Origin of the sequence: Gordonia abscondita, assembly GCF_032711245.1 — a bacterium.
Lineage (GTDB): Bacteria > Actinomycetota > Actinomycetes > Mycobacteriales > Mycobacteriaceae > Gordonia.
Genome location: NZ_CP128986.1, coordinates 2,052,950 through 2,077,613, shown reverse-complemented (window position 1 = coordinate 2,077,613; position 24,664 = coordinate 2,052,950). Strand labels below are relative to the sequence as shown.

Sequence of the window (24,664 nt, the reverse complement as noted above, 5' to 3'; positions counted from 1 at the left end):
TCACGCCTTCCTGGCGATCACCGCGCGAGCGGCCGCGTTCACGATGAAGGTGAGGGCGAACAGTACGAGGCCCGCCGAGATGTAGGCGCCCGTCTTCAGCGGGTCGTCGAACTCGGCGGCGTTGTTGGCGATGATCGTCGCGAACGTCTCGCCGCTCTCCATCAGATTGAAGTTGATCGGACCGGCCGTCGAGATGATGAGCATCAACGCCATCGTCTCACCGAGTGCGCGACCGAGGCCGAGCATCGAACCGGAGATGTAGCCGGAGAAGCCGAACGGCAGAACCGCGTACCGGACGACCTCCCACTGACTGGCACCGAGTGCGAGCGCCGCCTCCCGGTGCCCGTGCGGGGTCTGCGCGAACACTTCGCGGGTCACCGCGGTGATCACCGGCAGGATCATCACGGCCAGCACGATGCCCGCCGTCAAGACGGTGCCGCCGGTCGACATGTTGGCCGCGTTCTGTGGTTCACCGAAGAACGGCAGGAACCCGAGGTTGCCGACAAGCCAGGTGTTGACACCGACCATCGCCGGACCGAGCACCAGAATGCCCCACAATCCGTAGACGATCGACGGGATGGCGGCCAGCAAGTCGACGATGTAGGCGATCGGTGTCGCGATGCGTTTCGGCGCGTACTCGGTGACGAACAGGGCGATGCCCAGGGCGACCGGCATCGCGATGATCAAAGCGATCACCGAGACGAGGACCGTCGCATAGAACTGGCGCGGGATGCCGAACGCGAGATCGCCCGACGTCGCCCACGGGCCCTGGTAGGTGAAGAAGTTCGCGGTATTCTCCGCGAGCGCGGGCACGGCCTGGATCAGCAGGAAGATCGCGATCAGACCGATCACGACAGAGACGAGCAGGCCCGACCCGGTCGACAGACTACGCATCACGCGGTCGCCGGTCCGCGACACAGCCGAGTCCGCCAGACGCGACGAATCTCGACCGCCCGAAGGCGGGGCGGGCTGCTCAACTGCAGCTCGCCCCGCCTCGGGCGCCGTCGATGTTCCCCTTTTCACGGAATTCTCGACAGTCGTGTGCGGACTCGTCACAGCGCGTCGATCGTGCCGCGCAGAGTCTGCTTGAATGCGTCAGGCAGCGGCACGTAGCCCGCGTCGGCGAGTCCGTCTTGGCCCTTGTCGAGGATCGTGGAAAAGGCCGACTTGAGACTGTCGGACACCTTCGCGTCGTCGTAGCCGGTGGAGCAGACGATCTCGTAGGTGGTCAGGACCAGCGGGTAGGCGCCCGGCTCCTTCATCTTGTACAGAGCGTCGGTGTCGACGACGAGATCCTTACTGCCCGGCGTGACGAACTTAGCCGTATCGAGCGCCTTGCCTGCCGTCTGGGCGGTCAGCGGGGTCGCTCCGGCGCCGAAATCGATCTGCGAGACGCCGAGATCGTTTTCGGTGGCGAAGCCCCACTCGACGTAGGCGATCGCGCCCGACGTCTTCTTCACAGTGTCGCCGACACCGGTCGACTTGGCCGCGGCCGAACCGCCGTGACCCGTCCACTCCTTGCTGTGCTCGTACGGCCAATCCTGCGGGGCTGCGGCGTTGAGGTACTTGGTGAAGTTGTCGGTGGTTCCAGAGCTGTCGCTGCGGTGGACCGGAATGATCTTGGTCGACGGCAGGTCGACGCCCGGGTTGAGCGCGGCGATCGCCGGATCGTTCCATTCGGTGATCTTCGAGTCGAAGATCTTCGCGAGGGTCGGTGCGTTCAGGGTGAGCTTGTCGACGCCGTCGAGGTTGTAGGCGAGCGCGACCGGGCCCGCGACGAGCGGCAGATGCCATGCGTCGTTGCCGCCACACCGCTGCTTGGCCTTGGCGACCTCGTCGTCCTTCAGCGGCGAGTCGGAGCCCGCGAAGTCGACGTCGCCCGCGATGAACTTCTTGATGCCGTCGCCAGAGCCGGAGCCGGTGTAGTCGAGGTTGACGCTGCCGTCGTCGGTGAGGACGTCGGAGAACAGCTCCATCGCCTTCTGCTGGGCCGTGGAGCCCTCACCGGTGATGGAGCCTTCGTCGGAGGAACTGCACGCGGACAGGACGAGGGTGGCTGCCACTGCGGTGGCAGCTGCGGCACCGGCACTGCGAACAAGCTTGGGGTTGACGCTCATGGGAGTCCATGGCCTTTCGGTCTACTTCGGGGGGATTCGAAGCGAACCTATCCACACCTGGTTAGGCGGAGTCGACGCGTCGGTGGCCGGACGAGAAACAATCGGGTCCGTTAGACGAACAGCAGGTGTCGCGCGGAAGAATCACCTGCTGCCGGCTCACGCCCTTCGGTATGTGATGTCGGCACGGTACCGCGTGAACCCGAGCCGGTCGTAGGTATGCAGCGCCGCTGTGTTGTCGCCCTCGACGTACAGTTCCACATCGGCCAGGCCCCGACCGGCCAGGTAGTGCAGGCCCGCGAGCGTCAAGAGATTGCCCAGACCTCGTCCCTGCGCCGCTGGGTCGACGCCGACAACGTACACCTCACCGAGGCCCGGTTTGTCGACCTTCGTCCAGTGGAAGCCGAGGAGGGCGTCCTGGTCAGCGGCGTCGAACGCGAGGAAGACGCCCTCCGGATCGAACCACGACGACCCGGTCCGCTCATCGACGTCGTGCGGCGTCCACCCGCCCTGTTCGGGATGCCAGTCGAAGGCCGCGTTGTTGACGCGCAGAATCTCGTCGTCGTCACCGGGCCGATACGTCCTGACCACGACATCGTCGCGGTGCGGCAACTCCGGCAGCGGTTCGGCCAGCGGGCGACGCAGTTGCAGCAGCTCTCGGTGGCGGTCCAAACCGAGCGCGTCGGCGACGTGCTGCGCCGCAGACAGATCCCCGTGCGCCCACACCTGTGGGCGTTCCCCGAGTTCGGCTGCCGCGTCAAGCACCGCGCCGACTAGCACGCGCCCCTCGCCCCTGCCCCGATGGTCGGGGTGGACGACGGCTTCGGCCATCGGAGCCTCCCCGTCGCGGGGCTCAAGGACATTGCCGTACCCGTGCTCGGTGACGACGTGCAGCGCCCCGCCGTTCCGCACCGCGAGACGATGCTGTTCGCTCAACGCGTCGACACCGTCCACGGCTTCCGCCGCATCGAGCGCAGCCAACGCACGGTCGACGTCTGCCGCGGTCAACGCACCGCGCACGATCCTGATCGGGAACGAGTTGCTCATAACCTCCGAGGGTAGTGGGTCCGGCCCTCGGCCCCACGCGACCGGCAGACGAGCGCTAGTCGGGTTCGCCGGCCCCCGACTCGTCGGCGGCACGGCCAACCGACGGTTTCACCGCCTTGTAGCCGACGTTGCGCACAGTCCCGATCAACGATTCGTGATCGGAGCCCAGTTTGGCGCGCAGACGCCGCACATGGACGTCGACGGTTCGCGTGCCGCCGAAGAAGTCGTAGCCCCACACCTCATGCAACAGTTGCGCGCGGGTGAACACCCGACCCGCGTTCTGCGCGAGATATTTGAGGAGTTCGAACTCCTTGTACGTCAGATCGATCGGTTTGCCGCGCAGCCGGGCCGTGTACGTGCTCTCGTCGATGACGAGTTCACCCAACGTGACCTTGTCCGACAGTTCGGGTTCCGGTGCGGTGCCGCGCGCCAACGTTAATCGGAGACGAGCGTCCAGTTCGGCGGGCCCGGTCCCAGGCAGGAGAAAGTCGTCTATCCCCCAGTCCTGGTTCACGGCGACCAACGAGCCCTCACCGACAACGGCGACCACACGGGAGCCGGTCGATTCGAGCAGCCGACACAGACTGCGCGCATTCGCTAGATCGGCGCGGGCATCCACCAGCACCAGATCTGATTCGGACGCATTCACCAGCGACGATGTGTCGACCGGAGCCAAGGTCACATCGTGCGGCAACAGCGTTAAGGATTCCAGTACAGAGTCCGGCGACGACTCCGACGTCAACAGCAACAGGTCCACTCACCACTCCGCTCTCGTCGTGGCCTCTTGGCTGAACTGTCGATCGACGCTGGTCGCAGCTCGTGAAGATGTGATGACAGAATAGACCCGATGTCCACCTCCGCCCGAATCCGACCCTCGCGCCGCGCCGCACAGATCGCCGCCATCGGCGCCGTCGTCGTCGCAATCGTGCTGGTCATCGCGTTTCTGGCGGACAATTTCGCGGCTTCGCGCGCAGAGCACCGCGTTGCAGTCGCCATCGAAGAATCCGGCCGAGTCGACTTCGAACCCGAAGTGAACCTCGGCGGCTTCGGGTTCCTCCCGCGGGCCGGCATCACTGGGGCTGGCGACGGCCGGTTCCCGTCGATGCTCATCAGCGCTCGAGGAGTCAGAATCACCGGCTGCGGCGACCGCGGCGCCTGCACGGCCACCGTCGACGCCCGACTCGACGACGTCACGACCGGCGATATCTGGGACGTCGACGCGACGACCCCGATGCGCGCGGCCTCGATCACCGCCGAGACGCGCATTGACTCGGTGAACCTCGGCCGGCTCATGGGAATCACCGACCTCTACATCAACACGCCTGCCCCCGAAGGCAAGGCGGGCGGCGGCGGCCCAGGCGACGGACTCCTCGAACGGACCGACGGCGTCATGCTGAGCGGGACTGTCCCCTACCCGGGGTCACCCGAGTACGAGGACGGTCGTCCGCCGTCGGCTTCCGGCTACACGGCGCCGAAAGTGAAGATCAGTGTCAGCGCGAAGGTCTTCGTCGTCGACGGCCGCGTCCACGTCGAAGCGACTGGACTGTACGACGGCCCCGAAGACCATTACTCCGCGGATGTCCCGCCAGAATTTCGCGCACACGTTCTCGAGCGGTTCTCAGCGACCCTGCCGACGCTTCCGATGGCCTGGAACATCGCCGCCAGCAAGGCTCTGAGCAGGGGAAGCGATCTCATCGTCGCCGGGAACAACGATGCGCGAGTTGTCAAGCCGATCGACTACTGACGCTCGCCGCGATACCTGCTCCGGCTTGCCTGTTGTAGCGTTTTCGACGTCTCCACCCTTACTGCGTCACGCCCAAGGGTGACAGCGCTCGTATCCCCTGGAAAGGAACACACATGGCACGCTCCGATGTCCTGGTCAGCGCCGATTGGGCTGAGCAGAATCTCAACACCGACAAAGTCGTCTTCGTCGAGGTCGACGAGGACACGTCGATCTACGACCTCAACCACATCCCGGGCGCCATCCGCCTGGACTGGCGCAAGGACCTGCAGGACGGTGTCCGTCGCGACTTTCTCGACGCCGATGGCTTCTCCGCCCTGCTGAGTGAGCGCGGCGTCGCCAACGACGACACCGTCGTCCTCTACGGCGGAAACAACAACTGGTTCGCCGCGTACGCGTACTGGTACTTCAAGATCTACGGTCACAAGGATGTTCGTCTCCTCGACGGCGGCCGCAAGAAGTGGGAGCTCGACGGTCGTGAGCTGAGCAGCGACACCGTCACCCGCGAAGCCACCACCTACGTCGCGCAGGCCGCTGACACCTCGATCCGCGCATTCCGCGACGAGGTCATCGACTCGATCGGTTCCAAGAACCTCGTCGACGTCCGCAGCCCCGACGAGTTCACCGGCAAGATCGCGGCGCCCGCCCACCTCCCGCAGGAGCAGGCGCAGCAGCGCGGCCACGTCCCGGGCGCGATCAACATCCCGTGGTCGTCGACCGCGAACGAAGACGGCACCTTCAAGTCGGAGGACGACCTCACCGCGCTGTACGCGGAGAAGGGCTTCGACGACGCCAAGGAGACCATCGCGTACTGCCGAATCGGCGAGCGCTCGAGCCACACGTGGTTCGTGCTGCAGGAACTGCTCGGCAAGAAGAACGTCAAGAACTACGACGGCAGCTGGGTCGAATACGGCTCCCTCGTCGGCGCACCGGTCGAGCTCTAGAGCTCCGACTTCATCTGAGAGGAAAACCCACATGTGTGCAGCACCCAAGCAGGGTCAGTCCCTGCCGGCAGGCGTTGACGTCGAGAAGGAGACCGTCCTGACCGGTCAGGTCCTGGACGGCTCGGGCAACCCGGTCGCGGGCGCATTCGTCCGCCTGCTCGACGGCACCGGCGAGTTCACCGCCGAGGTCGTCGCATCGGCTACCGGCGACTTCCGATTCTTCGCCGCCCCCGGCACCTGGACGCTCCGTGCGCTCAGCTCGCAGGGCAACGGCGATGTCACTATCTCGCCCGAGGGCCCCGGCGTCCACAATCAGGACGTCAACGTCGCGAAGTAGAACCTTCCGCAGGCTCACGATGCCCCGGTCCGCAGCACGCGGACCGGGGCATCGTCGTTCTCCAGCATTACCAGCACGTATACGGTATCTACTCGAGCAGATCCGGCTTTTTCCGCAAAATACGTGCTGGTAATTCTGGCCAGCAGCCGAAACGAACCACGATGAGTCGCCCTCAGGGCACAATTGCGACATGGAGACGGGGGTCTACCGGTGGGGACAATTACTCGAACGATGGCCGCGAGCCGAGATCCTTCTCGCGATCGACGAGAAATCGCTGGTCAAGCTGAGACACGGGTGGTACGCGACGGCGAACGCTAACCAGGCCGTCGTGGCCGCGGTCCAGGCAGGCGGACTCCTCTCGTGCGCATCGGCGCTCCGCTTACACGGGGTGTGGGTGCCGCCGACCGACCATGTGCACATCCGAGGCAACAGCAACACCGCGCGGAACCATCCGGCCTGGTGCCGACAGTTCGGCAGACAACCCGCCGAGCACGACGCCGTCGACGACTTACCGACCGCACTCGCTCACGCCACGCGCTGCCTTTCCGCCGAAGACCTGGTGGTGGTATGCGACTCGTTGCTGAACAAGCGACTGCTCACCGAGACCGACATCAACGACGTACTTCGCGATGCGCCACGAACTGTCCGCGCCACACTCGGCAGGGTCGACGGCCGCGCCGAGTCGGGCACCGAGAGCATGGTGCGACTACGGTTGGCCGCTCCGCACCTGCAGATCCGACCACAAGTGACGATCCTCGGGGTCGGCCGCGTCGATCTGCTCGTCGGCCGCTCGCTCATCATCGAAGTGGACAACGAGGAATACCACTCGTCGTCGTCCGCGTTCGAGAACGACCGGATGCGCGATCTGCGGGCGCAGTCGCTCGGCTATCGCATGATCCGGCTGAGCTACACGCAGGTGGTGTATCAGTGGCCTGAGGTTCACGCGCTTATCGAACAGTTAGTTCACCGCGCCGAGCACCGCCGTCCCCTGCCCACCACCGCAGCGCAGCCCGACCGCACTGTGTGACATATCCTGCACTCGCCGACCGCCGTTATCACGTCACACCGGTGCGCGGTAGAATCTGATCCGTGGTCCTCTTCTTTGAAATCCTGCTTGGTCTGGCGTCCGTCCTCATCGTGTGGTTCGCGCTGTACACCGTCTACCGCCTGGTCAACGACGAATCATGACTCGTTCGGGCAACGAGGCGATCTCCGACGCTGAGCTCCGCGCTCAGGAGACCGCTGCCAAGAACGTGCCTGAAATCGGTGATCTTCCGCTGCCGATCGACACAGCGAACCTCCGCGAGGGTCCCGATCTGAGTCCCGCGCTTCTCGCCTTGCTGCCGTTGGTCGGCGTCTGGGAGGGCGAAGGCGAAGGCCACGATCCGATCAGCGGCGGCGACTACCAGTTCGGTCAGCAGATCGTCGTCAGCCACGACGGCGGTGACTACCTCGTCTGGCAGTCCCGCTCGTGGGTGCTCGACGAGGACGGCGGCTATGTGCGCCCCGACCTTCGCGAGTCCGGCTTCTGGCGGATCAGCGAAAGCGACGACATCGAACTGCTTCTCACGCACGCCGAGGGCGTCATCGAACTGTTCTATGGTCGGCCCCTCAACCAGACGTCGTGGAATCTGACGACCGACGTCACCCTTCGCACCGAGACCGGCGTCCACACCGGCGGCGCCAAGCGCCTGTACGGGCTCGTGCCCGACGGTGACCTCGCATACGTTGAGGAACGCGTCGACGCCGACGGCGAACTCACGCCACGGCTGTCCGCGAAACTGCACCGCGTCATCGGATAGCGGCCCCGAACTAAACGAAACAAGCGAGTCGAAGCCCTGCTGGGCTTCGACTCGCTTCGTTGACCTCTCGGTAACTCAGGCGCCGCTTGAGGCGAGTTCGGCGTCGATGCGGAGGAGGCCGGAGCCATCGCCGTCGACGATGCGGAGGCGGCCGAGGATCTCAGAGACCGTCGCCTCCTCTTCTACCTGCTCGGAGACGAACCAGTCGATGGTGGGACGCGAATCGAGGTCGCGCTCATCCTCGGCCTGGCGGTACAGGTCGCGGACACCTTCGGAGACGGCACGCTCGGCGTCGAGCGCGATCTCGAAGACGTCCTCGATCTTCTCCACCTTGATCGACGGGATGGTGATGTCACCGATCACCGGATGGTTGTCTCGGTCGGTGAGATGACCGATGAGTCGGTCGGCGTGGGTCAACTCCTCCGCCGACTGTGCGCGCAGCCACGATGCCATGCCCGGCAGGTCGCGAACCTCGACCTCGATGGCGAGCTGACGGTATAGGAAAGACGACTCGTACTCGCGATTGATCTGCTTGACGAATTGGGCTTCGAGTTCTTCGCTCATCTTCATGGCGGCTCCCTAACGTTCAATGAGAGAATTCGGGATCTTCCGGATTCCTTCGGACACAATCCAGAATAGCCGCCAATTCAGATCCGTCCAGCCAGGTACGGCATACCTTATCTGCAGGTCACGACACTATTTCGGCGAATTCACTTTAGGCTTTCCTACCTATTTAAAGGCAAGGCTAAATAGGCTTACGTCTTCAAATGCGGGTCAGTGAATCTCGATTACCGGGACACCGTCGACATCGGATGACTGGTGCGTGATCACTACCACGATCCGGTCCGGGCCGAACAGATCTGTCCGATCGCAGATCCGTCGCAGGAAGCCAGGCGCGTCGTCGCGGTCGAGGTGTTCGGTCGGTTCGTCGAGCACGACGACCGGCGCCGCGTGCACCAGCGCTCGAGCCAACAGGATCCGACGACGTTGACCGCCGCTCACCGACGCCGCACCCGCCAGTTCGGTGTCCAACCCGTCGGGCAGACCCGCCAGCCACGCACCGAGGCCGACATCGGTGAGCGCATCGACGATCTCACTGTCGGTGACGTCGCCGCGGGCCACGCGCAGGTTCTCCCGCACCGACGTCGAAAACAGGTGCGCTTCTTCCGCGAAATACGCTGCCGCGCACCGTAGGTCTGCTGGGGCACTCGTCACCGAACCGGCGAGCGGTTCGAGGAGTCCGGTGAGCGTCATCCCCAACGTCGACTTACCTGCCCCGCTACGACCGGTCACGAGGATGCGGTCACCGGCACGCAAATCGAGGTCCACACCGCCTGCCGGACCGAGCGGCACTTCGTAGCCCCACTGCAGTTCGCGGACTGTCACCGTGGCCGGGCTGGAGTCGAACACCGGATCAGCCACGGTCCGGGCCGGGCCCGCCGCATCGACCAACGCCATGACGCGAGCCGCGCTCTGCCTGCCCCGCTCCCACGCGATCGCGGCGTCGGTCAACGGTCCGGTCGCCTCGAACGACGACAGCGGGAGGAGCACGAGAACGCCGAACAGCATCGGCGTCACCGCGCCGTCGGACGTCGACGCGTCCATCAACGAACCGGAGACGCGGGATGCGAGATCGACGGCGACCACCGCGGCGGCGAGGACGCTGACGAGCATCGCGATCGGAGTCAACGACGCGGCACCCGCCTGCCGTGCCGAAGCGGCGTCGACGGCCCGGGCGTGATCGGCTTCGGCGGCACGCAGCCGCGCCAGCGCCGACTCACGGCTTCGTGCGACGGTCAGTTCGCCTGCATGCCAGAGGAGCCCGGTGACATCGGCGCCGACGCGTTCGCGGGCGTGCGACCCATCGGCGACGATCCGTGTCGACGCTCGGGCCGCCGACCACGGCGCGGCGACACCGCTGATCACCAGGGCGATCGCGAGAACAACACCGGATATGGGTGAGACGGCGGCCATAATCGCGACAGCGGCGACCGAGGTGACCGCACCGACTGCCATCGGGACCAGGCCCCGGACCACGGCGTCGCCGATCTCGTCGACGTCCTCGGCGGTGCGCGCCAGGAGCGCTGAACGATCGGATCGGACGGTCACTGCAGGGTCCCCGCCGGCGAGCGCGCGGTACAGGCGTGCCCTCGCCGTCGCCATGGCTCGGAGCGCGACGTCGTGCGTGGCGAGGCGTTCGAGGTAACGGAACAGGGCGCGGGAGATACCGAGTGCCCGCACCGCCGTCACCGCGACCGACAGATACAGGACGGGCGGCATCTGCCAAGCCCGGGTGATGAGCCACGCCGACAACGCCGCGAGCCCGAGCGCCGACAACGCGCCCGCGGCGCCGAGCCCGATCGCGACGAGCGGAGTGCGTCGCCGTACCCCGGCGAAGTCGAGTGCTCGCAGCAGCGGATCATCGCGTCGCATCGACGACCTCCCGTCGGACGTCGACCACGGTGTCGGCGATTCGCAGGACCGCAGCCCGATGCGCGACGACGACGACTGTCGCACCGTCGGCGGCGCGGGCGACAATCGCGTCGAGGACCCGCTCGGCGGTGTCGGCGTCGAGGTGAGCAGTCGGTTCGTCGAGGAGCACCAACGGCGCGTCCGACGCGAGGACTCGGACGAGGGCCAGCCGCTGCCGCTGCCCCGCCGACAGCCCTGATCCGTCGGAGCCGAGCACGGTGGCCGCCCCGTTCGGTAGGTCGGCCAAGACCTCGTCGAAGGCGACTGCGCGGGCGGCCCGGTCGGTCGCGACGTCGTCGCCCGCCCCGAAGACGGCGAGGTTCTCCTCGACCGTTCCGGGGACGATCAGCGGATGCTGCGGCAGCCACGCGACCTGTGCGTGATAGTCGTCAGGCGCAAGTTCGTGCACGTCGACGCCGCCGATCCGGACGGTCCCCTCGTCGGGTGTTGTCAGTCCGAGGATCACCGACAGGAGCGTCGACTTGCCCGACCCGTTGGGGCCCGCGACGACGGTGACCCGTCCGGGCGCGCAACGCGCGGTGACTCCGTGCGGCGTGAACCCGTCGCGGGTCGCGACGCCGACCCGGTGGAGATCGATCGGAGCCCCGGCGACGTCGATGCGCTGGGTACCGGTCGGGCGGCCGGTGCGCGCACAGACGTCGAGCACCTCGCGCGAAGCCTCCATGCCGTCCTGCGCCGCATGGAATGCCTGCCCGATCCGCCGCAACGGCAGGTATGCCTCCGGCGCGAGAACAAGTGCGAGAACACCGGCGTACAGGCTCATATCGCCGAACACCAGGCGCAGTCCGATGCCGACCGCGACGAGCGCGACGCTCAACGTCGCGAGCAGTTCCAATGCCGCACCTGACAGGAAAGCGATCCGCAGTGACGACATAGTCGTCCGGCTAAAGTCGCGACCGAGTTCGTCGACCCGCCGGCTCGGACCGACGGCGCGCCCGATGGCGCGCAGCGTCGGCAGGCCGGTCAGCAAGTCGAGGAGTTGGGAGCTCTGATTACTCATCGCGTTGAGTCGCCGACGAGTGCGGTCGCGGGTGAGCAGGCCGATCAGCACCATGAAAAGCGGGATCAACGGGATCGTCACGACGACGATGACTGCGGACGGCCAGTCGGCCCAGCCGATGACGATCACCACCAGCGGCGTGATGACAACTGTCGACAGCAGCGCAGGCACATAGTCGGAGAGGTAGTCGACGAGGGCGTCGAGACCACGCAGCAGCACAGTCGACGACCGGTCACGGTCGGCGGCGAGAGCGTGCGGTGACGTCCTCCGCGCATCCGTCAGGGCGTCGACCGCCGCCGAACGCAGTTCGGCGATGGTCGCCAACGCGGCCCGGTGTGCGTACCTCTCCTGCAGGTATGTCGTGAGGACGCGGGCCGCGAACGCCGCCGCGATCACCGACAGGTGCACGGCCTGAGCGCCGAACGTGCGCGACGCCGGATCGGTCACGAGTTCCCCGAGCAGACCGGCCAGCGCCACCGCACCCGCGATCACCGCGACGACGGTGCCGACGGAGAACGCCGCGATAGCGACCGCGTACCGACGCGCCGACCGTGAATAGCGTAGGAGCCTCGGGTCGAACGGCGGCGTGCGGTCGAGGTCTCGACTCCGCTCGACCGGCAGCGGACGGGGGCTAGGTTCGACCGGCACGCGATGCCCCCTCGCGCAGCGGAAGCCCACCGTGCTCGGGGATCCGCTCTACGGCGAGTCGCTGACGGAACACCCAGTACGTCCAGCCCTGGTACAGGAGCACGACGGGCGTCATGATCACGGCCGCCCACGTCATGATGACGAGCGTGTAGTGGCTCGACGACGTGTTCGCCACGGTCAGGTTGAACGCCGCGTCGGTGGTCGACGGGAGCACGTTCGGGAACAGCACGCAGAACAGGAGTCCTACCGTGCCCGCGATGGCGATGCAGGTCGCACCGAACGCCAGACCTTCGCGGCGCAGGTACGCGCCGACGACCATCACGACGGCGGCGACGGCGGAGATCGCGACGACCGCCCATGTCCAGCTCTCGCCGTATTCGAGTTGGGTCCACAGCAGGAATCCCGCGGCGACGACGGCGGTCGGGATCGCTAGACGCAGGGCAACGCTCTGTGCGTCGTGGCGCAGGTCGCCGGTCGTCTTCAACGCGAGGAACACTGCGCCGTGCGTGATGAACACCAGCACTGTCGTCAGACCGCCGAGCAGCGCGTACGGGTTCAACAGGTTGAAAAAGCCGCCCGTGTACTGGGCGTCGGCGTCGATCGGGATGCCACGCACGACGTTCGCGAACGCCACGCCCCACAGGATCGCGGGCAGCCACGAGCCCATCCCGATCCCGACGTCGCACCACATGCGCCACTTCCGGTCGTTGATCTTGCCGCGCCACTCGATGGCGACGACGCGGACGATCAACCCGACCAGTATCAGGAACAACGGCAGGTAGAACGCCGAGAACATGGTGGCGTACCACCCGCCGAACGCCGCGAACAGTGCGCCGCCGCCGGTGATCAGCCATACTTCGTTGCCGTCCCAGACCGGTCCGATCGCCGAGAGCAACACGCGGCGACGTTTGTCGCCGTCGGGTTCACTGTGGCGGCCGAGGAACGGCAACAACATGCCGACGCCGAAGTCGAACCCTTCGAGGACGAAGTACATGACGAACAGGACCGCGACGAGCGCGAACCAGAATGTTTCCAGACTCATCGGTGCACTCCTCTAATACGAGAACGACAGTGGCTTGTCGGAGTCCGAGTCGGCTCCGACGTCGGGGGCGATCGCGTCCTTCTCGCCGGGCCCCTCGATCACATACCGTCTCTGCAGGTAGAACCAGACGACGCCCAGCGCGCCGTAGAGCACGGTGAAACCGATCAGCGAGGTCCACACGATCGGCGACGTGTGGTTGGAGACGCCGTCCTGCACCAGCATGTGGATGCGGAGCGGGTCACCGTCCGCATCGGCCCAGTTGGGGACGACGACCCACGGTTGACGGCCCATCTCGGTGAAGATCCAACCGGACGCGTTGGCCAGGAACGGAGTCGGCAGCATCCAGAGCATCAGCTTGCCGACCTTGCGCGGAATCTCGCTGCGACCGCGCCGCAGGAACCAGAGGCCGCCGATGGCGACGACCACCGAGCCGAGTGCCCACGTGATCATGGCGCGGAAGCCCCAGTAGGTGACGAACAGGTTGGGTGCGAAGTTCTGATTCGGCATGTTCAACGCCTGCTGATATTCGGCTTGCAGTTCGTTGACGCCTTGAACAGTGCTGTCGAACGAGTGGTCGGACAGGAACGACAGCATGTTGGGGACCTGAATGATGTGTTCGATGTTGTCGCAGTTGTTCTGGCGGCCGATGCTCAACAACGAGAAGCCCGCGCCCGTCTCGGTCTCGCACAGCGATTCAGCGGCTGCCATCTTCATCGGCTGCTGCTTGAACATGAGGCGAGCCTGCTGGTCGCCGGTGATGAACAGTGCGACGCCGGACGCAATGACCACCCAGAGGCCCAGGAGGGCGACGGGTCTCCATAGGGTCACGTTGTCGTGACGAAGTCGCTCGGGGGTCGCACCGATCTGGCTGTGCGACGTCGTGGCTGGGACCTCCGAGTCGTCGCCCGAGAGCGACGCCTGTTCGAGTTTGCGGGCCCGGTAGCCGTTGCGAGCCATCCACCAGAGGCAGATGGCGGCGACGAACGTCGACGCGGTGAGGAATGCACCGGCGATCACGTGCGGGAACGCGACGAGCGTCGTGTTGTTGGTGATGACGGCCAGGAAATTGTTCATGCGTGGCCGGTCACGGACGTCGTCCCAGACGACGCCGACCGGGTGCTGCATGAACGAGTTGGCCGCGATGATGAAGTACGCGGACGCGTTGACTCCGATGGCGACGAGCCAGATGCAGGCCAGGTGCACGCGGCGCGGCAGCCTGCCCCAGCCGAAGATCCAGAGTCCGATGAACGTCGATTCCAGGAAGAATGCGACGAGACCTTCCATGGCGAGAGGCGCGCCGAACACGTCGGCGACGTACCGGCTGTACTCACTCCAGTTCATGCCGAACTGAAACTCTTGCACGATGCCGGTCGCGACGCCGAGCGCGAAGTTAATGAGGAACAGCTTGGAGAAGAATTTGGTGGCGCGCAGCCATTGTTCATTGCCGGTGCGATGCCAGACGGTCTGCATCACGGCGACCAGTGGCGCCAGACCGATGGTCAACGGCACCAGGATGAAGTGATAGACAGTCGTAATTCCGAACTGCCATCTGGATATGTCAACGACGTCCACGCTCGCCTCACAATCGTCGATTCCAAGAGCACGTCGATTCCGAGTGCGCTACTACATAGCGTAGTAGCGATGGGCAGGAATACAACCCCATCGTGACCCAGGAGACGAAGGACCCCACATGATCGGGTCGTGCGTCCCGGTGCCCGCCATCACATCATGACGTCGAAATAGCTTCGATCACGAGCTTTTCTACATCGAAGTCATATTTCGACCGTTCGGGTAACACGTGGCGGTCCACCCGCCGAACCCTCGCGGCGAGAGTCAACGCCGAGAGCAACCACACCCCATCGGCAGAAACAAGATCGGCCGGAGTCATCCGTTCATGCCGAACCGGAAACCCGCGCCGGGCCGCGACGTCGAACACGGCGGCCTGCGTCGTACCCGCGAGAACGCCGTCATCGGCGGGCGTCGCCGTCAGTTCGCCGTCGACGACGGCGACAACGTTCGCTCTCGGGCTCTCCAGGACCGTGCCCGCCGACGACAGGTAGATCGCATCGTCGAACCCGCGGCCGCGCGCATACCGAAGCGCGGCAGTATTGCGCGCATAACTCAGCGCCTTGGCACCCGACAACTCCCACGGTGCGACGATGTCCGGGTCGTGCGCCTTCGGCAGCAGTGTCACGCTCACGCCGTCACGGCGAGCGACGACGGACCGCTCGGGAATCGGCGACACCGTCACAAACGCCGTCGGGACGCCCGGATCGGACTCGCGTCCGCGCGTATAGACGACGCGCAGGGCTCCGTCCGCCGAATGTGCGGCCCGCACCCACTCAGCCTGCGCGACAGCGACAGCGTGCCGCAGCCCGTCGACATCGGGTGAAGAGAGGTCGAGGCGGGCGGCTCCGTCGACCAGCCGCGCGAGGTGCGCGTCGACGAGCCGAGTTCGCCCGTCACGCACCAACATCGTCTCGAACACCCCGTCGCCGTGCAGGACGCCGAGATCGTCCGCGAAGATCAGCGGCACGTCCCCGCTGAGGAGGCGTCCATCACCATCGACCACGATCACGTCGTCCACCGTAGACTGACGGCATGTCCGCGGATTCCGTCAAGCCCGCTCGCTCCCCCATCCTCTCCTCGACTCCCGGCGCCATCCCGACGCCCGACGACGACCCGAGCCCCGGCGTCGCCTGGCACTACGGTGATCCGCTCGGGGAGCAACGCGCCGCGTCCCGAACAGCCGCCGTCGTCGACCGCAGCGATCGCGGCGTGATCGAACTCGCGGGCCCCGAACGGCTCACCTGGCTGCACACGGTCTCCTCACAGCATGTGTCCGGCCTCCTCGACCGCCGCAGCGCGGAGAACCTGTCGCTTGATCTGAACGGTCGCGTCGAAGACCATTTCGTCCTGACTGACATCGACGAGATCACCTGGCTCGACACCGAGGCCGACCGCGGTGTCCCGCTACACGACTTCCTGGCCAAGATGGTGTTCTGGGCACAGGTCACGCCGACTCTGCGCACCGACATGGCGGTCCTGACCCTCGTCGGACCACAGGTGCGTTCCGGCAAGATCGCCGAACTCCTCGACATCCCGGCCGAAGCGGACGTCTACGCGGCCGGAAATCTGCCTGAACTCCACCATGACGACGAACCGCTCGGCTTCTGGCGGGTAATGCCGTCAATCGGCGAGGGGCGTACGACGCCCGTCGTCGACCTGATCGTCGCGCGAGACGACCTGCCCCGCTGGTGGCGAGAACTGACAGCGGCAGGGGCCCTTCCCGCAGGAGCCTGGGCGTTCGAAGCGTTGCGAGTAGCCGCTGGCCGCGCCCGGCTCCACCTCGACACCGACGAACGCACCATCCCCCACGAGGCGGAGTGGATCGGCGGCCCGGACGAGCAAGGAGCTGTCCACCTCGACAAAGGCTGCTACCGCGGACAAGAGACCGTGTCGCGGGTGGCGAACATCGGCCGCGCCCCAAGACGGCTCGTCCTCCTGCACCTCGACGGCAGTTCCGACGCACGGCCCGCGACCGGCGACCCGGTCTCGGCGGGCGGGCGGACCATCGGCCGCGTCGGCACCGTCGTCGACCACTTCGAGCTCGGCCCCATCGCGCTTGCGCTGGTCAAACGTTCCATCCCGGCCGACGCCGACCTGATCGCGGGCGAGCCCGCATCCGGAGCAGCCGCACGAATCGACAGCGATAGGTACATCTCCGACGACACGGTCCCGGCGGGGCGAGCCGCTCAAGAACGCCTCCGAGGACGCCCCTGACCTTGTGAGACACGTCATGTGACGTCTCTCGCCGTGTTCTCGGACGGGCGCAAGGAGACTTAATTGCGTCCGCGCGCTAGACTGTCAGTACGAGAACTACTAACGAATAGAACGGGGCCGCCACCAAGATGGCCGCCCCGTCATTGTGCGAGGGGGTCCCAAATGGGCCGCGGCCGGGCTAAGGCAAAGCAGACGAAGGTTGCACGTCAGCTGAAGTACTCCACCCAAAATACCGACTTCGACAGCTTGCAGCGCGAGTTGTCCGGAGGTAGCGGTGAACACACGTTCGCCGACACCTGGTCGGATGAGGAGAGCCGGGACTCTGAAGACGAGTGGCGACACGCCTGACGCGCTGTGGCTAACGGACCTCGATGATGCGTGAGCAGACGAGGTCTTATTGCTCGTTGAGCTGATCGGGCGAACGACGCGAGTCGAAATCACCTAGGACTGAGGTGATTTCGACTCGCTTTGCTCACTCAACTGGTTCGACGACCCCGCGCTCGACTATCCGCTCAACGAACGAGTCCGCCGATCCGCGCCAACATATGGCACAGATCGGCGGACTCGTTGTCGTCAGAAGCGCGCGTAGTCTCCGACAAGACGTGCAGAGCCACGTCCGGCATCGTCGGCTCGCTTGACCGAACCGAGAACCCAGTTATCGACGTGCCGGGCAGTCAGAATCGCCTGCGCGCGGTCAGTGTCTTCTGGGGCGACGATCGCGACCATGCCGACCCCCATGTTGAACGTGCGCTCCATCTCCGCGCGCTCCACGCGACCACGCTGAGCGATCATCGAGAAGATCGGAGCAGGCGTCCACGTAGTGCGTTCCAGGACCGCTTCAATACCGGCCGGGAGGACCCGGCCCAAGTTGTCAGCGAGACCGCCCCCGGTGACATGTGCGAACGTCCGGACCTCGGTCTCGGCGGCAAGCGCCAGACAGTCCTTGGCATAGATGCGAGTCGGTTCGAGGAGTTCCTCACCGAGGGTGCGGCCGAACTCTTCGACGTGGCCGCCGAGGTCAAGGTGACCCCATTCCAAGAGCACCTTGCGCGCCAACGAATAACCATTCGAGTGCAGGCCCGACGACCCCATCGCGATCGCGACGTCACCCGGACGGACACGATCGGGTCCGAGGATCGAATCGGCTTCGACGACGCCGACACCGGTCGCCGAGATGTCATAGTGGGTGTCTTCCATGACACCCGGGTGCTCGGCCGTCTCTCCGCCAAGCAGTGCACAGCCCGCGTCGACGCAGCCGTCCGCGATGCCCTTCACAATGTCGGCGACCATCTCCGGGATCACCTTGCCGACAGCGATGTAGTCCTGCAGGAACAAGGGCTGCGCGCCACAGACCACCAGGTCGTCGACGACCATCGCAACCAGGTCGCGACCAACCGTGTCGTGGACGCCCATCGCCTGTGCGACAGCGAGCTTCGTGCCGACGCCGTCGCTCGACGCGGCGAGTACCGGCTCCCGGTAATCGCCCTTCAACGAGAACAGACCCGCGAATCCGCCGAGCCCGCCCATGACTTCGGGGCGCGTCGCCCGTTTTGCGTGCGGCGCGAACAACTGCACTGCGCGTTCGCCCGCGTCGATGTCCACACCGGCCGCTGCGTACGACGCACCGCCCGCTGCATTCCCGGATGCCTGGTCGGCAGCCCCGTCCGTCATGGTGGTGCTTCTCCTACACACTCGCTAAGGCGTGGTCGAGCACCGACCGTCGCCATGGTCAACGCACTCACGCTACCTGAGTGCGAGGGTAAATCTCTCTCCGCGATCGGCGGTCAGGGGCGCATTACCGCGCTGACGTTGTCATTCTCCGCGATCAGCGAATCAGGAGTAGTGCCCTGCGACGTCGACATCATGGTCTCAAGTACCGCTTTGCCCATCGCAGTCTCGGTCGGCAATTCGATCGGATAGGTGCCGTCAAAGCAGGCCGCACACAGATCGGACGACTTCTCGCCGGTCGCCTCGACCATGCCTTCGACGCTGATGTAGCCGAGGCTGTCGGCGCCGATCGCCTGACGCACGCCGTCGACCATGTTCTCTTCGGACTCCATGCCGTTCGCGATGAGCTCGGCGGGCGAAGCGAAGTCGATACCGTAGAAGCACGGCCAGCGGACCGGCGACGACGCGATACGCACGTGCACTTCGACCGCTCCGGCTTCACGCAGCATTCGGATGAGGGCGCGCTGGGTGTTGCCGCGGACAATCGAATCGTCGACAACGACGAGCTTCTTGCCGCGGATTACTTCGCGGAGCGGATTCAGCTTAAGGCGGATGCCGAGCTGACGGATGGTCTGCGACGGCTGGATGAACGTGCGACCGACGTAGGCGTTCTTCATCAAACCCTGGCCGTACGGGATACCCGATTCTTGCGCGAAGCCAACAGCCGCAGGCGTACCCGATTCGGGTACCGGGATCACGAGGTCGCCTTCGGCGGGCTGTTCGCGGGCCAGGCTACGACCGATGTCGACGCGCGTCGAATGCACCGAACGTCCGTGGATCACACTGTCCGGGCGCGCCAGGTAGACGTGCTCGAAGATGCACAACTTCGGCGTCGGCTCAGCGAACCGCGTGCTGCGGACACCGTTGCTGTCGATGGCGAGCAGTTCGCCGGGCTCGATGTCGCGGACGAACGACGCTCCGACGATGTCGAACGCCGCGGTCTCCGAGGCGACGACCCAACCCCGATCGAGTCGACCGAGCGAGAGCGGACGAATACCGTGCGGGTCACGAGCCGCGTACAGCGTGCTCTCGTCCTGGAACGTGAGGCAGAACGCGCCTTTCAGGGTCGGCAGCAGGTCGACGGCCGCCTGCTCAAGCGTCTTGTCCGCAGCGCCGTGCGCGAGGAGCGCGCCGACGACGTCGGAGTCGGACGTGGCAGTGGTGCGCGACCCGTACGCGCCGAGCTCACGAGCGCGGGACGCGAGTTCGGCAGTGTTCACGAGATTGCCGTTGTGACCGAGCGCCACACCGCTGCCCGCGTCAGTGTGCCGGAAGATCGGCTGTGAGTTCTCCCAGGTCGTCGACCCGGTCGTCGAATAACGACAGTGCCCGATCGCGACGTGCCCGACCATCGAGGCGAGGGTCTGCTCGTCGAACACCTGACTGACGAGGCCGAGATCCTTGAACACGAGAACCTGCGCGCCGTCGCCGACGGCGATACCCGCGGCTTCCTGCCCGCGATGCTGCAACGCGTACAGGCCGTAATAGGTGAGCTTGGCGACGTCCTCCCCCGGCGCCCATACGCCGAAGACGCCGCACTCCTCGCGCGGCTCGTTCTCGACTTCGTCTGGTTGCTGGGCTGCGAGCAGATTGCGGGAGTTGATCGACAGATCAGTCACGAGGCGACGCTCCAAGTCGTGGGCTGGACGGGCGTACCCCGAGAGTACCGACCGATAGGCGCGTTGGGAAAACCTTCAGGCTCCGAAGTGTGCAGACTAACGATCGGAGCCCGCCCCGCGACACACCGAGTGTGGCTTGCTGCACACCGACGCCGCGGCAATTCATCACAACGGAAGGGCAGTCAAGTGAGATCACGATCTGCAATCCTGGCGGTCACCGCCCTCGGGATCGGGCTCGGCGCGGCCGTCGCCCCGATCGCGACCGCAGGCGAGGCTTCGGCGAAACCTGCGACCACCTGCGAGATGGCCTATCTGAACCCGAACGTCGCCCCGCTTCCATTACAGGCGACGACCGTGCTGACAGGAACGGCTAACGGCGACAAGACGATGACGATCACGGTGAAGACCGATGCGGTGTCCCTCCTCGGCTATCAGCAGCACGTCTCCCTCACCTGGAAGAACATCGACAACGGCCGCCACAGGAGCCAGTCGTGGACGAGGCGGGTCGTCGGACCGAACACCACCGTGCGGTTCCCTCGAATAAAGACCGGTGTCGGTCTCGTCGACATCCACGCGAGTGTCGCCAACACCAACTCGCTGACCGGGCAGACGACCAGAGACCACTGCGACGCCAAACAGAAGGCGTACTAGCCGGCCGAACCGAAGACGTATGAGGGATCGCTAACGCCGCAGCGGGATCACCGGCAGATGGGTGGCGACATCTCCCGCCCGATGGCCGGACACGCTGACCCGGTGGGCGCTGACGGCATCATCGAACGATTCGAGCCCAGTCGCCAGGAGCAGCCACTGCCGGGGCGTCGTCTCGACGACGTTCGGCGGTGTGCCGCGGGTGTGACGGACGCCTTCGATGCACTGGACGGCGACGAACGGCGGGACGCGCAGCTCCACAGAGTTGCCCGGCGCGTCCTGTCCCACCGTGCGCGCCGTCGTCCGAACCGCTGCGGCGAGCGCCTGCCGCGGCGGCGTCGGGAGAGTCTCGTCGCGCAGCCAATCGGCGACGGCGAGGACCGCTGCGCGTGTCTGGGCGGGGTCGACCTTATCTTTGGGCGCCATCGGTCTACCCGACGAACGGCGCGATAGTGCCCCGCTCGATGATCTGTTCAACGACGTCGTCGTCGGTCCGCTCCTGCCCGATGCGCAACGTCTTGTTACGGCCGTGGTAGTCGCTCGACCCGGTCTGCAGCAGGTCGAGATCGGTCGCGATCCCGACAAGCTCGGCTCGGGCGGCGTCATCGTGGTCGGGGTGACGAACTTCCAGTCCGGCGAGCCCCGCTTCGACGAGCGATTCGAGGACGGGTCCGGTCAGGATCGCTGCCGCGCCGCGGGCCCGCGGATGGGCGATCACAGGCACACCGCCGGCGGCGACGATCATCTCGATACCCCCGACGAGCGACGTCGACCGAAGCGAGACATGGTGCGGTCCACCGTCTTCCAATATCCCGTCGAACGCCTCACCGACCGTCTCAATGACGCCTGCATCGATGAGGGCGCGGGCGATGTGCGGTCGGCCGATGTTGCCGCGGCCTGCCTTCTCGCGGACCTCGTCGATGCTGATCGGATACCCGGCGGACACCAGACTCTCGACGATCCGCTCCCCGCGACTAGTGCGCTCGTCGACGATCCGCTGCCATTCGGCGGTGATCTGGGGGTGCTCGCGGTCGAACAGGTAGCCGAGTAGGTGGACCGAGACCAACTCCCCGTCCTGCCCTGGATGCTTGGTCGAGAACTCCGCCCCCGGCAGGACACGCAACCCAGTGGGAACGTGTTCGGCTGCCTGATCCCACCCGGTGGCCGTGTCGTGGTCGGTCAGTCCGACTGTCGTCAGCCCGGCACCCCGCGCTGCGGTCAACAACTCCTCCGGCGTATCTGTCCCGTCCGAGAATCGAGTGTGCGTGTGGAGGTCGGCGGTCAGCATGGGTCAATTGTAGTGAGCCGTGACCTCAGATTCCCCGTAAGGGATCAGCATCGGCTGCCTGGACGGTGCCGCCGCTACACGGGGAATCTGACGTCACGCCCCTCTTTAATCTCCGGCAAGAACGAACGGAGGTGCGCGCCCGCGCGGATTGCGGTGAGGATCCGCGCATTCGTCTTGTCCCAGTCGAACACGATGTCGTCATAGGTGAACCGCAGCGGGTAGTAGCCCAACTCATGGGCGATCACGTCGCGGGTCCGGTCGCTCTGGAACTCGCGCCTGTTGCTGTGCCACTCCCAGCCGTCGATCTCGATGATCAAGTACTTGCCGACCAGCATGTCGACCCTGCCGAGCCCGTCGATCTGCACTTGAATGCGCAGTTTGATGTTCTGGCGTCGCAGCCTCAGTCGCGCCATCGTCTCCGGCCCCGAGTCGGCCCCACCGTCACACTTCGCGAGGCGGCCATGCATGTACTCCGGGGCATCACGGAACTGGTACTGCAGTTCATCCCACGACATGAGCCGTTTGTTGACGATCGAGTCGAGGACGACGACGGTCCCCTCGTCATCGAGACATCGCGCGGCGTGACGGACAGCGATGTCGAGGTCGTCGACGGCCGCAGGACCTTCCGGCGAAGGGCGCCCGAACTCACGACAGAACGGCCCCCGCCGAGTCCGGACCGCCGCCGAGTTCCCTCGCACATGCAGGTCGTGATGTTCGGGCACCCATACGCCGTGCCGGCGGAGGGCGCTGACACAACTGACGACGCCGCCGCGTCGCACTGCTTCGACTTCGTCGGCACGACCGGTGCCGACCTCGTACCAGCCGAAGCGGAGCAGGCGGGCGTCACCGGATCTCAGCATCGCTCGAAGTCCAGCGCGACCGACCAGATCGGCCAGCCGTCGGGCCGGATACACGCCGGAGGGAATCGCGATCATGCCGGTCAGCGTCGCCGACTCCGAGGTCCGATGTCCCGACTTGGCCGCCGATCACCGTGATCTGTGGATGAACTCCTCGGTATCCACAGAGCCGAGCCGGCAATCTGTGGTGTCCCGATGCAAGGTGCAACTATCCGGTGAACTCGCCCTCATTTTCAGGCACCATGAACCAATGGGCGCTGAAGTGAACCAGCGGAGAGGTGAACCTGTCCACGGTTGGCCGTTGTGAACCGGCTCCTGCCGATCAGCGGCCGAACGCTCTCACCGACCGCAGAAGGTTCGTCGGTTAACGCGTCACCAGACCTCGCCCGGTGATCAGCGGCAAATCGAGCGCGGTGACGAGGCCCGGCTCGGCCGCGACAACGGCCGGCACCGCGTTCACGAGTCGCTGGGCGGTGACGATCATGCCCGACACGTTGTGGTCGCCGTCGCGGCCGTGATGCGTCATCTCCACGCGCATGAACGGTTCACCGTGGATCTCGATGCGATACGAACCGTCACCGGACTCGGGTCGAGGCCAGTCCGGGCACTGGTCGACGCTCGTGCGCGTGTAGTGCTCAAGGACTACGCGGTCGACGCCGTCCACCTGACCGACCACCTCGAAGTGAAGGGCGGCGAGTGTTCCCTCGCCGATCTTCACTGAAACGGTGTCGATGTCGCGGGCGGCGGCGACCTTCTCGACACGTTCGACGAGAGGCTCGTCGAGCGTGACGTCGAGTCCTTTCGCAATCTGCCGGACGACGCTGCCCCACCCCATCGACAGCACGCCGGGCATCAGGAGCATCGGCTGGTGGTCCATCGGTTTACCGAAACCGAACAGTTCACCCATCACGACAGGCTGGTAGTAGGTCGAGTAGTCGGCGATCTCCATGCACCGCACCTCGTCGATCTGTTGCGACAGACTCGTCAATGACAACGGCAGGACGTCGTTCGCGAAGCCCGGGTCGATGCCGTTTACATGCAGGCTCGCACCGCCGGTGCGGGCCGCGTCCTCGATGGGCCCGGTCATCGCGTCAGGCATCACGCCGTACGGAAACTGCAATAGAACCGGTCCGGACGAGACGACATTGATCCCGGCCTCGACGAACGCCGTGAGGTCGGCGATCGCCTCGACGATCCGGTCGTCGGTCATCGCTGTGTGCACGATCGCGTCCGGTTGCAACGCGAGCAGCGCATCGCGATCGTTCGTCGCGAGGACACCGAGGTCCCGGTCGAGTCCGGCGAGCCGTCCCGCGTCCTTTCCGACCTTCGCCGGATCGGACACCCAGACCCCGACGAGTTCGAGATCCGGATGAGCGTCGATGCCGACGATCGCATGCCGTCCGACGGTTCCGGTGGACCATTCCACTACACGTAGGGTCATACCCCCACGCTAACGGCCACCACCGCATCTCGTGGTCAATTGACTGGACAGGTGTCCGATCGCGGTACGGCCTGGCCAGCCCGGCGCCTGGCTAGCGCACCACAGGCAGCATCCAAGTGACGGTCAATACCC

The 24,664-nt window shown here is 65.7% G+C and carries 24 protein-coding genes; 8 read left to right on the top strand and 16 right to left on the bottom strand.

Translation table 11 applies throughout. The features are described from left to right. The 4 genes from pstC to MP11Mi_RS09780 all read right to left on the bottom strand — a co-directional run bounded on the left by pstC (nucleotide 1) and on the right by MP11Mi_RS09780 (nucleotide 3,918). Entirely contained in the window at nucleotides 1-1,023 is a 1,023-nt protein-coding gene (gene pstC / locus MP11Mi_RS09795; RefSeq protein ID WP_420038750.1) for a phosphate ABC transporter permease subunit PstC, read from the bottom strand. A 29-nt stretch (nucleotides 1,024-1,052) separates the two neighbouring features. Next, entirely contained in the window at nucleotides 1,053-2,117 is a 1,065-nt protein-coding gene (gene pstS / locus MP11Mi_RS09790; RefSeq protein WP_420038749.1) for a phosphate ABC transporter substrate-binding protein PstS, read from the bottom strand. Nucleotides 2,118-2,273: 156 nt separating this feature from the next. After that, entirely contained in the window at nucleotides 2,274-3,161 is an 888-nt protein-coding gene (mshD, locus tag MP11Mi_RS09785; protein ID WP_420038748.1) for a mycothiol synthase, read from the bottom strand. Between the two features lie 55 nt (nucleotides 3,162-3,216). After that, nucleotides 3,217-3,918: a winged helix-turn-helix transcriptional regulator gene (locus tag MP11Mi_RS09780; RefSeq protein WP_420038747.1), complete on the bottom strand. Its 702-nt coding sequence runs from the start codon at nucleotides 3,916-3,918 to the stop codon at nucleotides 3,217-3,219. Between the two features lie 90 nt (nucleotides 3,919-4,008). On the opposite strand from MP11Mi_RS09780, the gene MP11Mi_RS09775 reads away from it, so the two are divergent. The 5 genes from MP11Mi_RS09775 (at nucleotide 4,009) to MP11Mi_RS09755 (ending at nucleotide 7,985) form a co-directional block, all read left to right on the top strand. Next, a complete protein-coding gene (locus MP11Mi_RS09775; protein WP_420038746.1) occupies nucleotides 4,009-4,905 on the top strand; it encodes an LmeA family phospholipid-binding protein in 897 nt (298 codons plus the stop codon). A 113-nt stretch (nucleotides 4,906-5,018) separates the two neighbouring features. Continuing rightward, complete coding sequence (locus MP11Mi_RS09770) at nucleotides 5,019-5,846, top strand: sulfurtransferase (RefSeq protein WP_420038745.1); 828 nt, start codon at nucleotides 5,019-5,021, stop codon at nucleotides 5,844-5,846. 31 nt (nucleotides 5,847-5,877) lie between these two features. Continuing rightward, nucleotides 5,878-6,183 (top strand): DUF1416 domain-containing protein, encoded by a 306-nt coding sequence (locus tag MP11Mi_RS09765; protein WP_420038744.1) that lies wholly within the window; start codon nucleotides 5,878-5,880, stop codon nucleotides 6,181-6,183. A gap of 190 nt (nucleotides 6,184-6,373) precedes the next feature. Then, the gene (locus MP11Mi_RS09760; protein WP_420038743.1) at nucleotides 6,374-7,210 is read left to right on the top strand and encodes an endonuclease domain-containing protein; all 837 of its coding nucleotides are present in this window, start codon (nucleotides 6,374-6,376) and stop codon (nucleotides 7,208-7,210) included. Nucleotides 7,211-7,367: 157 nt separating this feature from the next. After that, nucleotides 7,368-7,985 (top strand): heme-binding beta-barrel domain-containing protein, encoded by a 618-nt coding sequence (locus MP11Mi_RS09755; RefSeq protein ID WP_420038742.1) that lies wholly within the window; start codon nucleotides 7,368-7,370, stop codon nucleotides 7,983-7,985. A 75-nt stretch (nucleotides 7,986-8,060) separates the two neighbouring features. Here the strand turns inward: MP11Mi_RS09755 and MP11Mi_RS09750 are convergent, their stop codons facing one another. From MP11Mi_RS09750 to MP11Mi_RS09725, 6 genes are all read right to left on the bottom strand, one after another. Beyond that, nucleotides 8,061-8,555, bottom strand: a complete 495-nt coding sequence (locus tag MP11Mi_RS09750; protein ID WP_420038741.1) for a ferritin — start codon at nucleotides 8,553-8,555, stop codon at nucleotides 8,061-8,063. Between the two features lie 204 nt (nucleotides 8,556-8,759). After that, complete coding sequence (gene cydC, locus MP11Mi_RS09745) at nucleotides 8,760-10,418, bottom strand: thiol reductant ABC exporter subunit CydC (protein WP_420038740.1); 1,659 nt, start codon at nucleotides 10,416-10,418, stop codon at nucleotides 8,760-8,762. Next, nucleotides 10,405-12,126: a thiol reductant ABC exporter subunit CydD gene (gene cydD / locus MP11Mi_RS09740; RefSeq protein ID WP_420038739.1), complete on the bottom strand. Its 1,722-nt coding sequence runs from the start codon at nucleotides 12,124-12,126 to the stop codon at nucleotides 10,405-10,407. Before cydD ends, cydC begins: the two co-directional genes overlap by 14 nt. Then, a complete protein-coding gene (cydB, locus tag MP11Mi_RS09735; protein WP_420038738.1) occupies nucleotides 12,110-13,168 on the bottom strand; it encodes a cytochrome d ubiquinol oxidase subunit II in 1,059 nt (352 codons plus the stop codon). The genes cydD and cydB overlap by 17 nt, the downstream gene beginning before the upstream one ends. A 12-nt stretch (nucleotides 13,169-13,180) precedes the next feature. Beyond that, nucleotides 13,181-14,740 carry a cytochrome ubiquinol oxidase subunit I gene (locus MP11Mi_RS09730; RefSeq protein ID WP_420038737.1) on the bottom strand — a complete coding sequence of 520 codons (1,560 nt, stop codon included), beginning with the start codon at nucleotides 14,738-14,740 and terminating at the stop codon, nucleotides 13,181-13,183. 154 nt (nucleotides 14,741-14,894) lie between these two features. After that, entirely contained in the window at nucleotides 14,895-15,746 is an 852-nt protein-coding gene (locus MP11Mi_RS09725; protein ID WP_420038736.1) for an aminodeoxychorismate lyase, read from the bottom strand. Nucleotides 15,747-15,769: 23 nt separating this feature from the next. Here MP11Mi_RS09725 and ygfZ point away from each other — a divergent pair, with 23 nt between their 5' ends. Both ygfZ and MP11Mi_RS09715 read left to right on the top strand, forming a co-directional pair. After that, nucleotides 15,770-16,951, top strand: a complete 1,182-nt coding sequence (gene ygfZ, locus MP11Mi_RS09720) for a CAF17-like 4Fe-4S cluster assembly/insertion protein YgfZ (RefSeq protein WP_420038735.1) — start codon at nucleotides 15,770-15,772, stop codon at nucleotides 16,949-16,951. A gap of 162 nt (nucleotides 16,952-17,113) precedes the next feature. Further along, nucleotides 17,114-17,299, top strand: coding sequence for a DUF3073 domain-containing protein (locus tag MP11Mi_RS09715; RefSeq protein ID WP_420038734.1), 186 nt, complete (start codon nucleotides 17,114-17,116; stop codon nucleotides 17,297-17,299). A 225-nt stretch (nucleotides 17,300-17,524) separates the two neighbouring features. Here MP11Mi_RS09715 and purM read toward each other — a convergent pair whose 3' ends face one another. Together purM and purF are read right to left on the bottom strand one after the other, a co-directional pair. Continuing rightward, entirely contained in the window at nucleotides 17,525-18,622 is a 1,098-nt protein-coding gene (gene purM / locus MP11Mi_RS09710) for a phosphoribosylformylglycinamidine cyclo-ligase (RefSeq protein ID WP_420038733.1), read from the bottom strand. A gap of 113 nt (nucleotides 18,623-18,735) precedes the next feature. Then, the gene (gene purF, locus MP11Mi_RS09705) at nucleotides 18,736-20,298 is read right to left on the bottom strand and encodes an amidophosphoribosyltransferase (RefSeq protein WP_420038732.1); all 1,563 of its coding nucleotides are present in this window, start codon (nucleotides 20,296-20,298) and stop codon (nucleotides 18,736-18,738) included. 186 nt (nucleotides 20,299-20,484) lie between these two features. Between purF and MP11Mi_RS09700 the strand changes: the two genes are divergently transcribed. Beyond that, entirely contained in the window at nucleotides 20,485-20,949 is a 465-nt protein-coding gene (locus tag MP11Mi_RS09700) for a hypothetical protein (protein ID WP_420038731.1), read from the top strand. Nucleotides 20,950-20,979: 30 nt separating this feature from the next. Here the strand turns inward: MP11Mi_RS09700 and MP11Mi_RS09695 are convergent, their stop codons facing one another. The 4 genes from MP11Mi_RS09695 to MP11Mi_RS09680 all read right to left on the bottom strand — a co-directional run bounded on the left by MP11Mi_RS09695 (nucleotide 20,980) and on the right by MP11Mi_RS09680 (nucleotide 24,532). Further along, nucleotides 20,980-21,372, bottom strand: a complete 393-nt coding sequence (locus MP11Mi_RS09695; RefSeq protein ID WP_420038730.1) for a sterol carrier family protein — start codon at nucleotides 21,370-21,372, stop codon at nucleotides 20,980-20,982. Nucleotides 21,373-21,376: 4 nt separating this feature from the next. Next, entirely contained in the window at nucleotides 21,377-22,234 is an 858-nt protein-coding gene (locus MP11Mi_RS09690) for a PHP domain-containing protein (RefSeq protein WP_420038729.1), read from the bottom strand. Nucleotides 22,235-22,308: 74 nt separating this feature from the next. Continuing rightward, on the bottom strand, nucleotides 22,309-23,169 hold the full coding sequence (locus MP11Mi_RS09685; RefSeq protein WP_420038728.1) for an endonuclease domain-containing protein: 861 nt from the start codon (nucleotides 23,167-23,169) through the stop codon (nucleotides 22,309-22,311). Nucleotides 23,170-23,455: 286 nt separating this feature from the next. Then, nucleotides 23,456-24,532 carry an NAD(P)H-dependent amine dehydrogenase family protein gene (locus MP11Mi_RS09680; RefSeq protein WP_420038727.1) on the bottom strand — a complete coding sequence of 359 codons (1,077 nt, stop codon included), beginning with the start codon at nucleotides 24,530-24,532 and terminating at the stop codon, nucleotides 23,456-23,458. Nucleotides 24,533-24,664 lie beyond the last annotated feature (132 nt).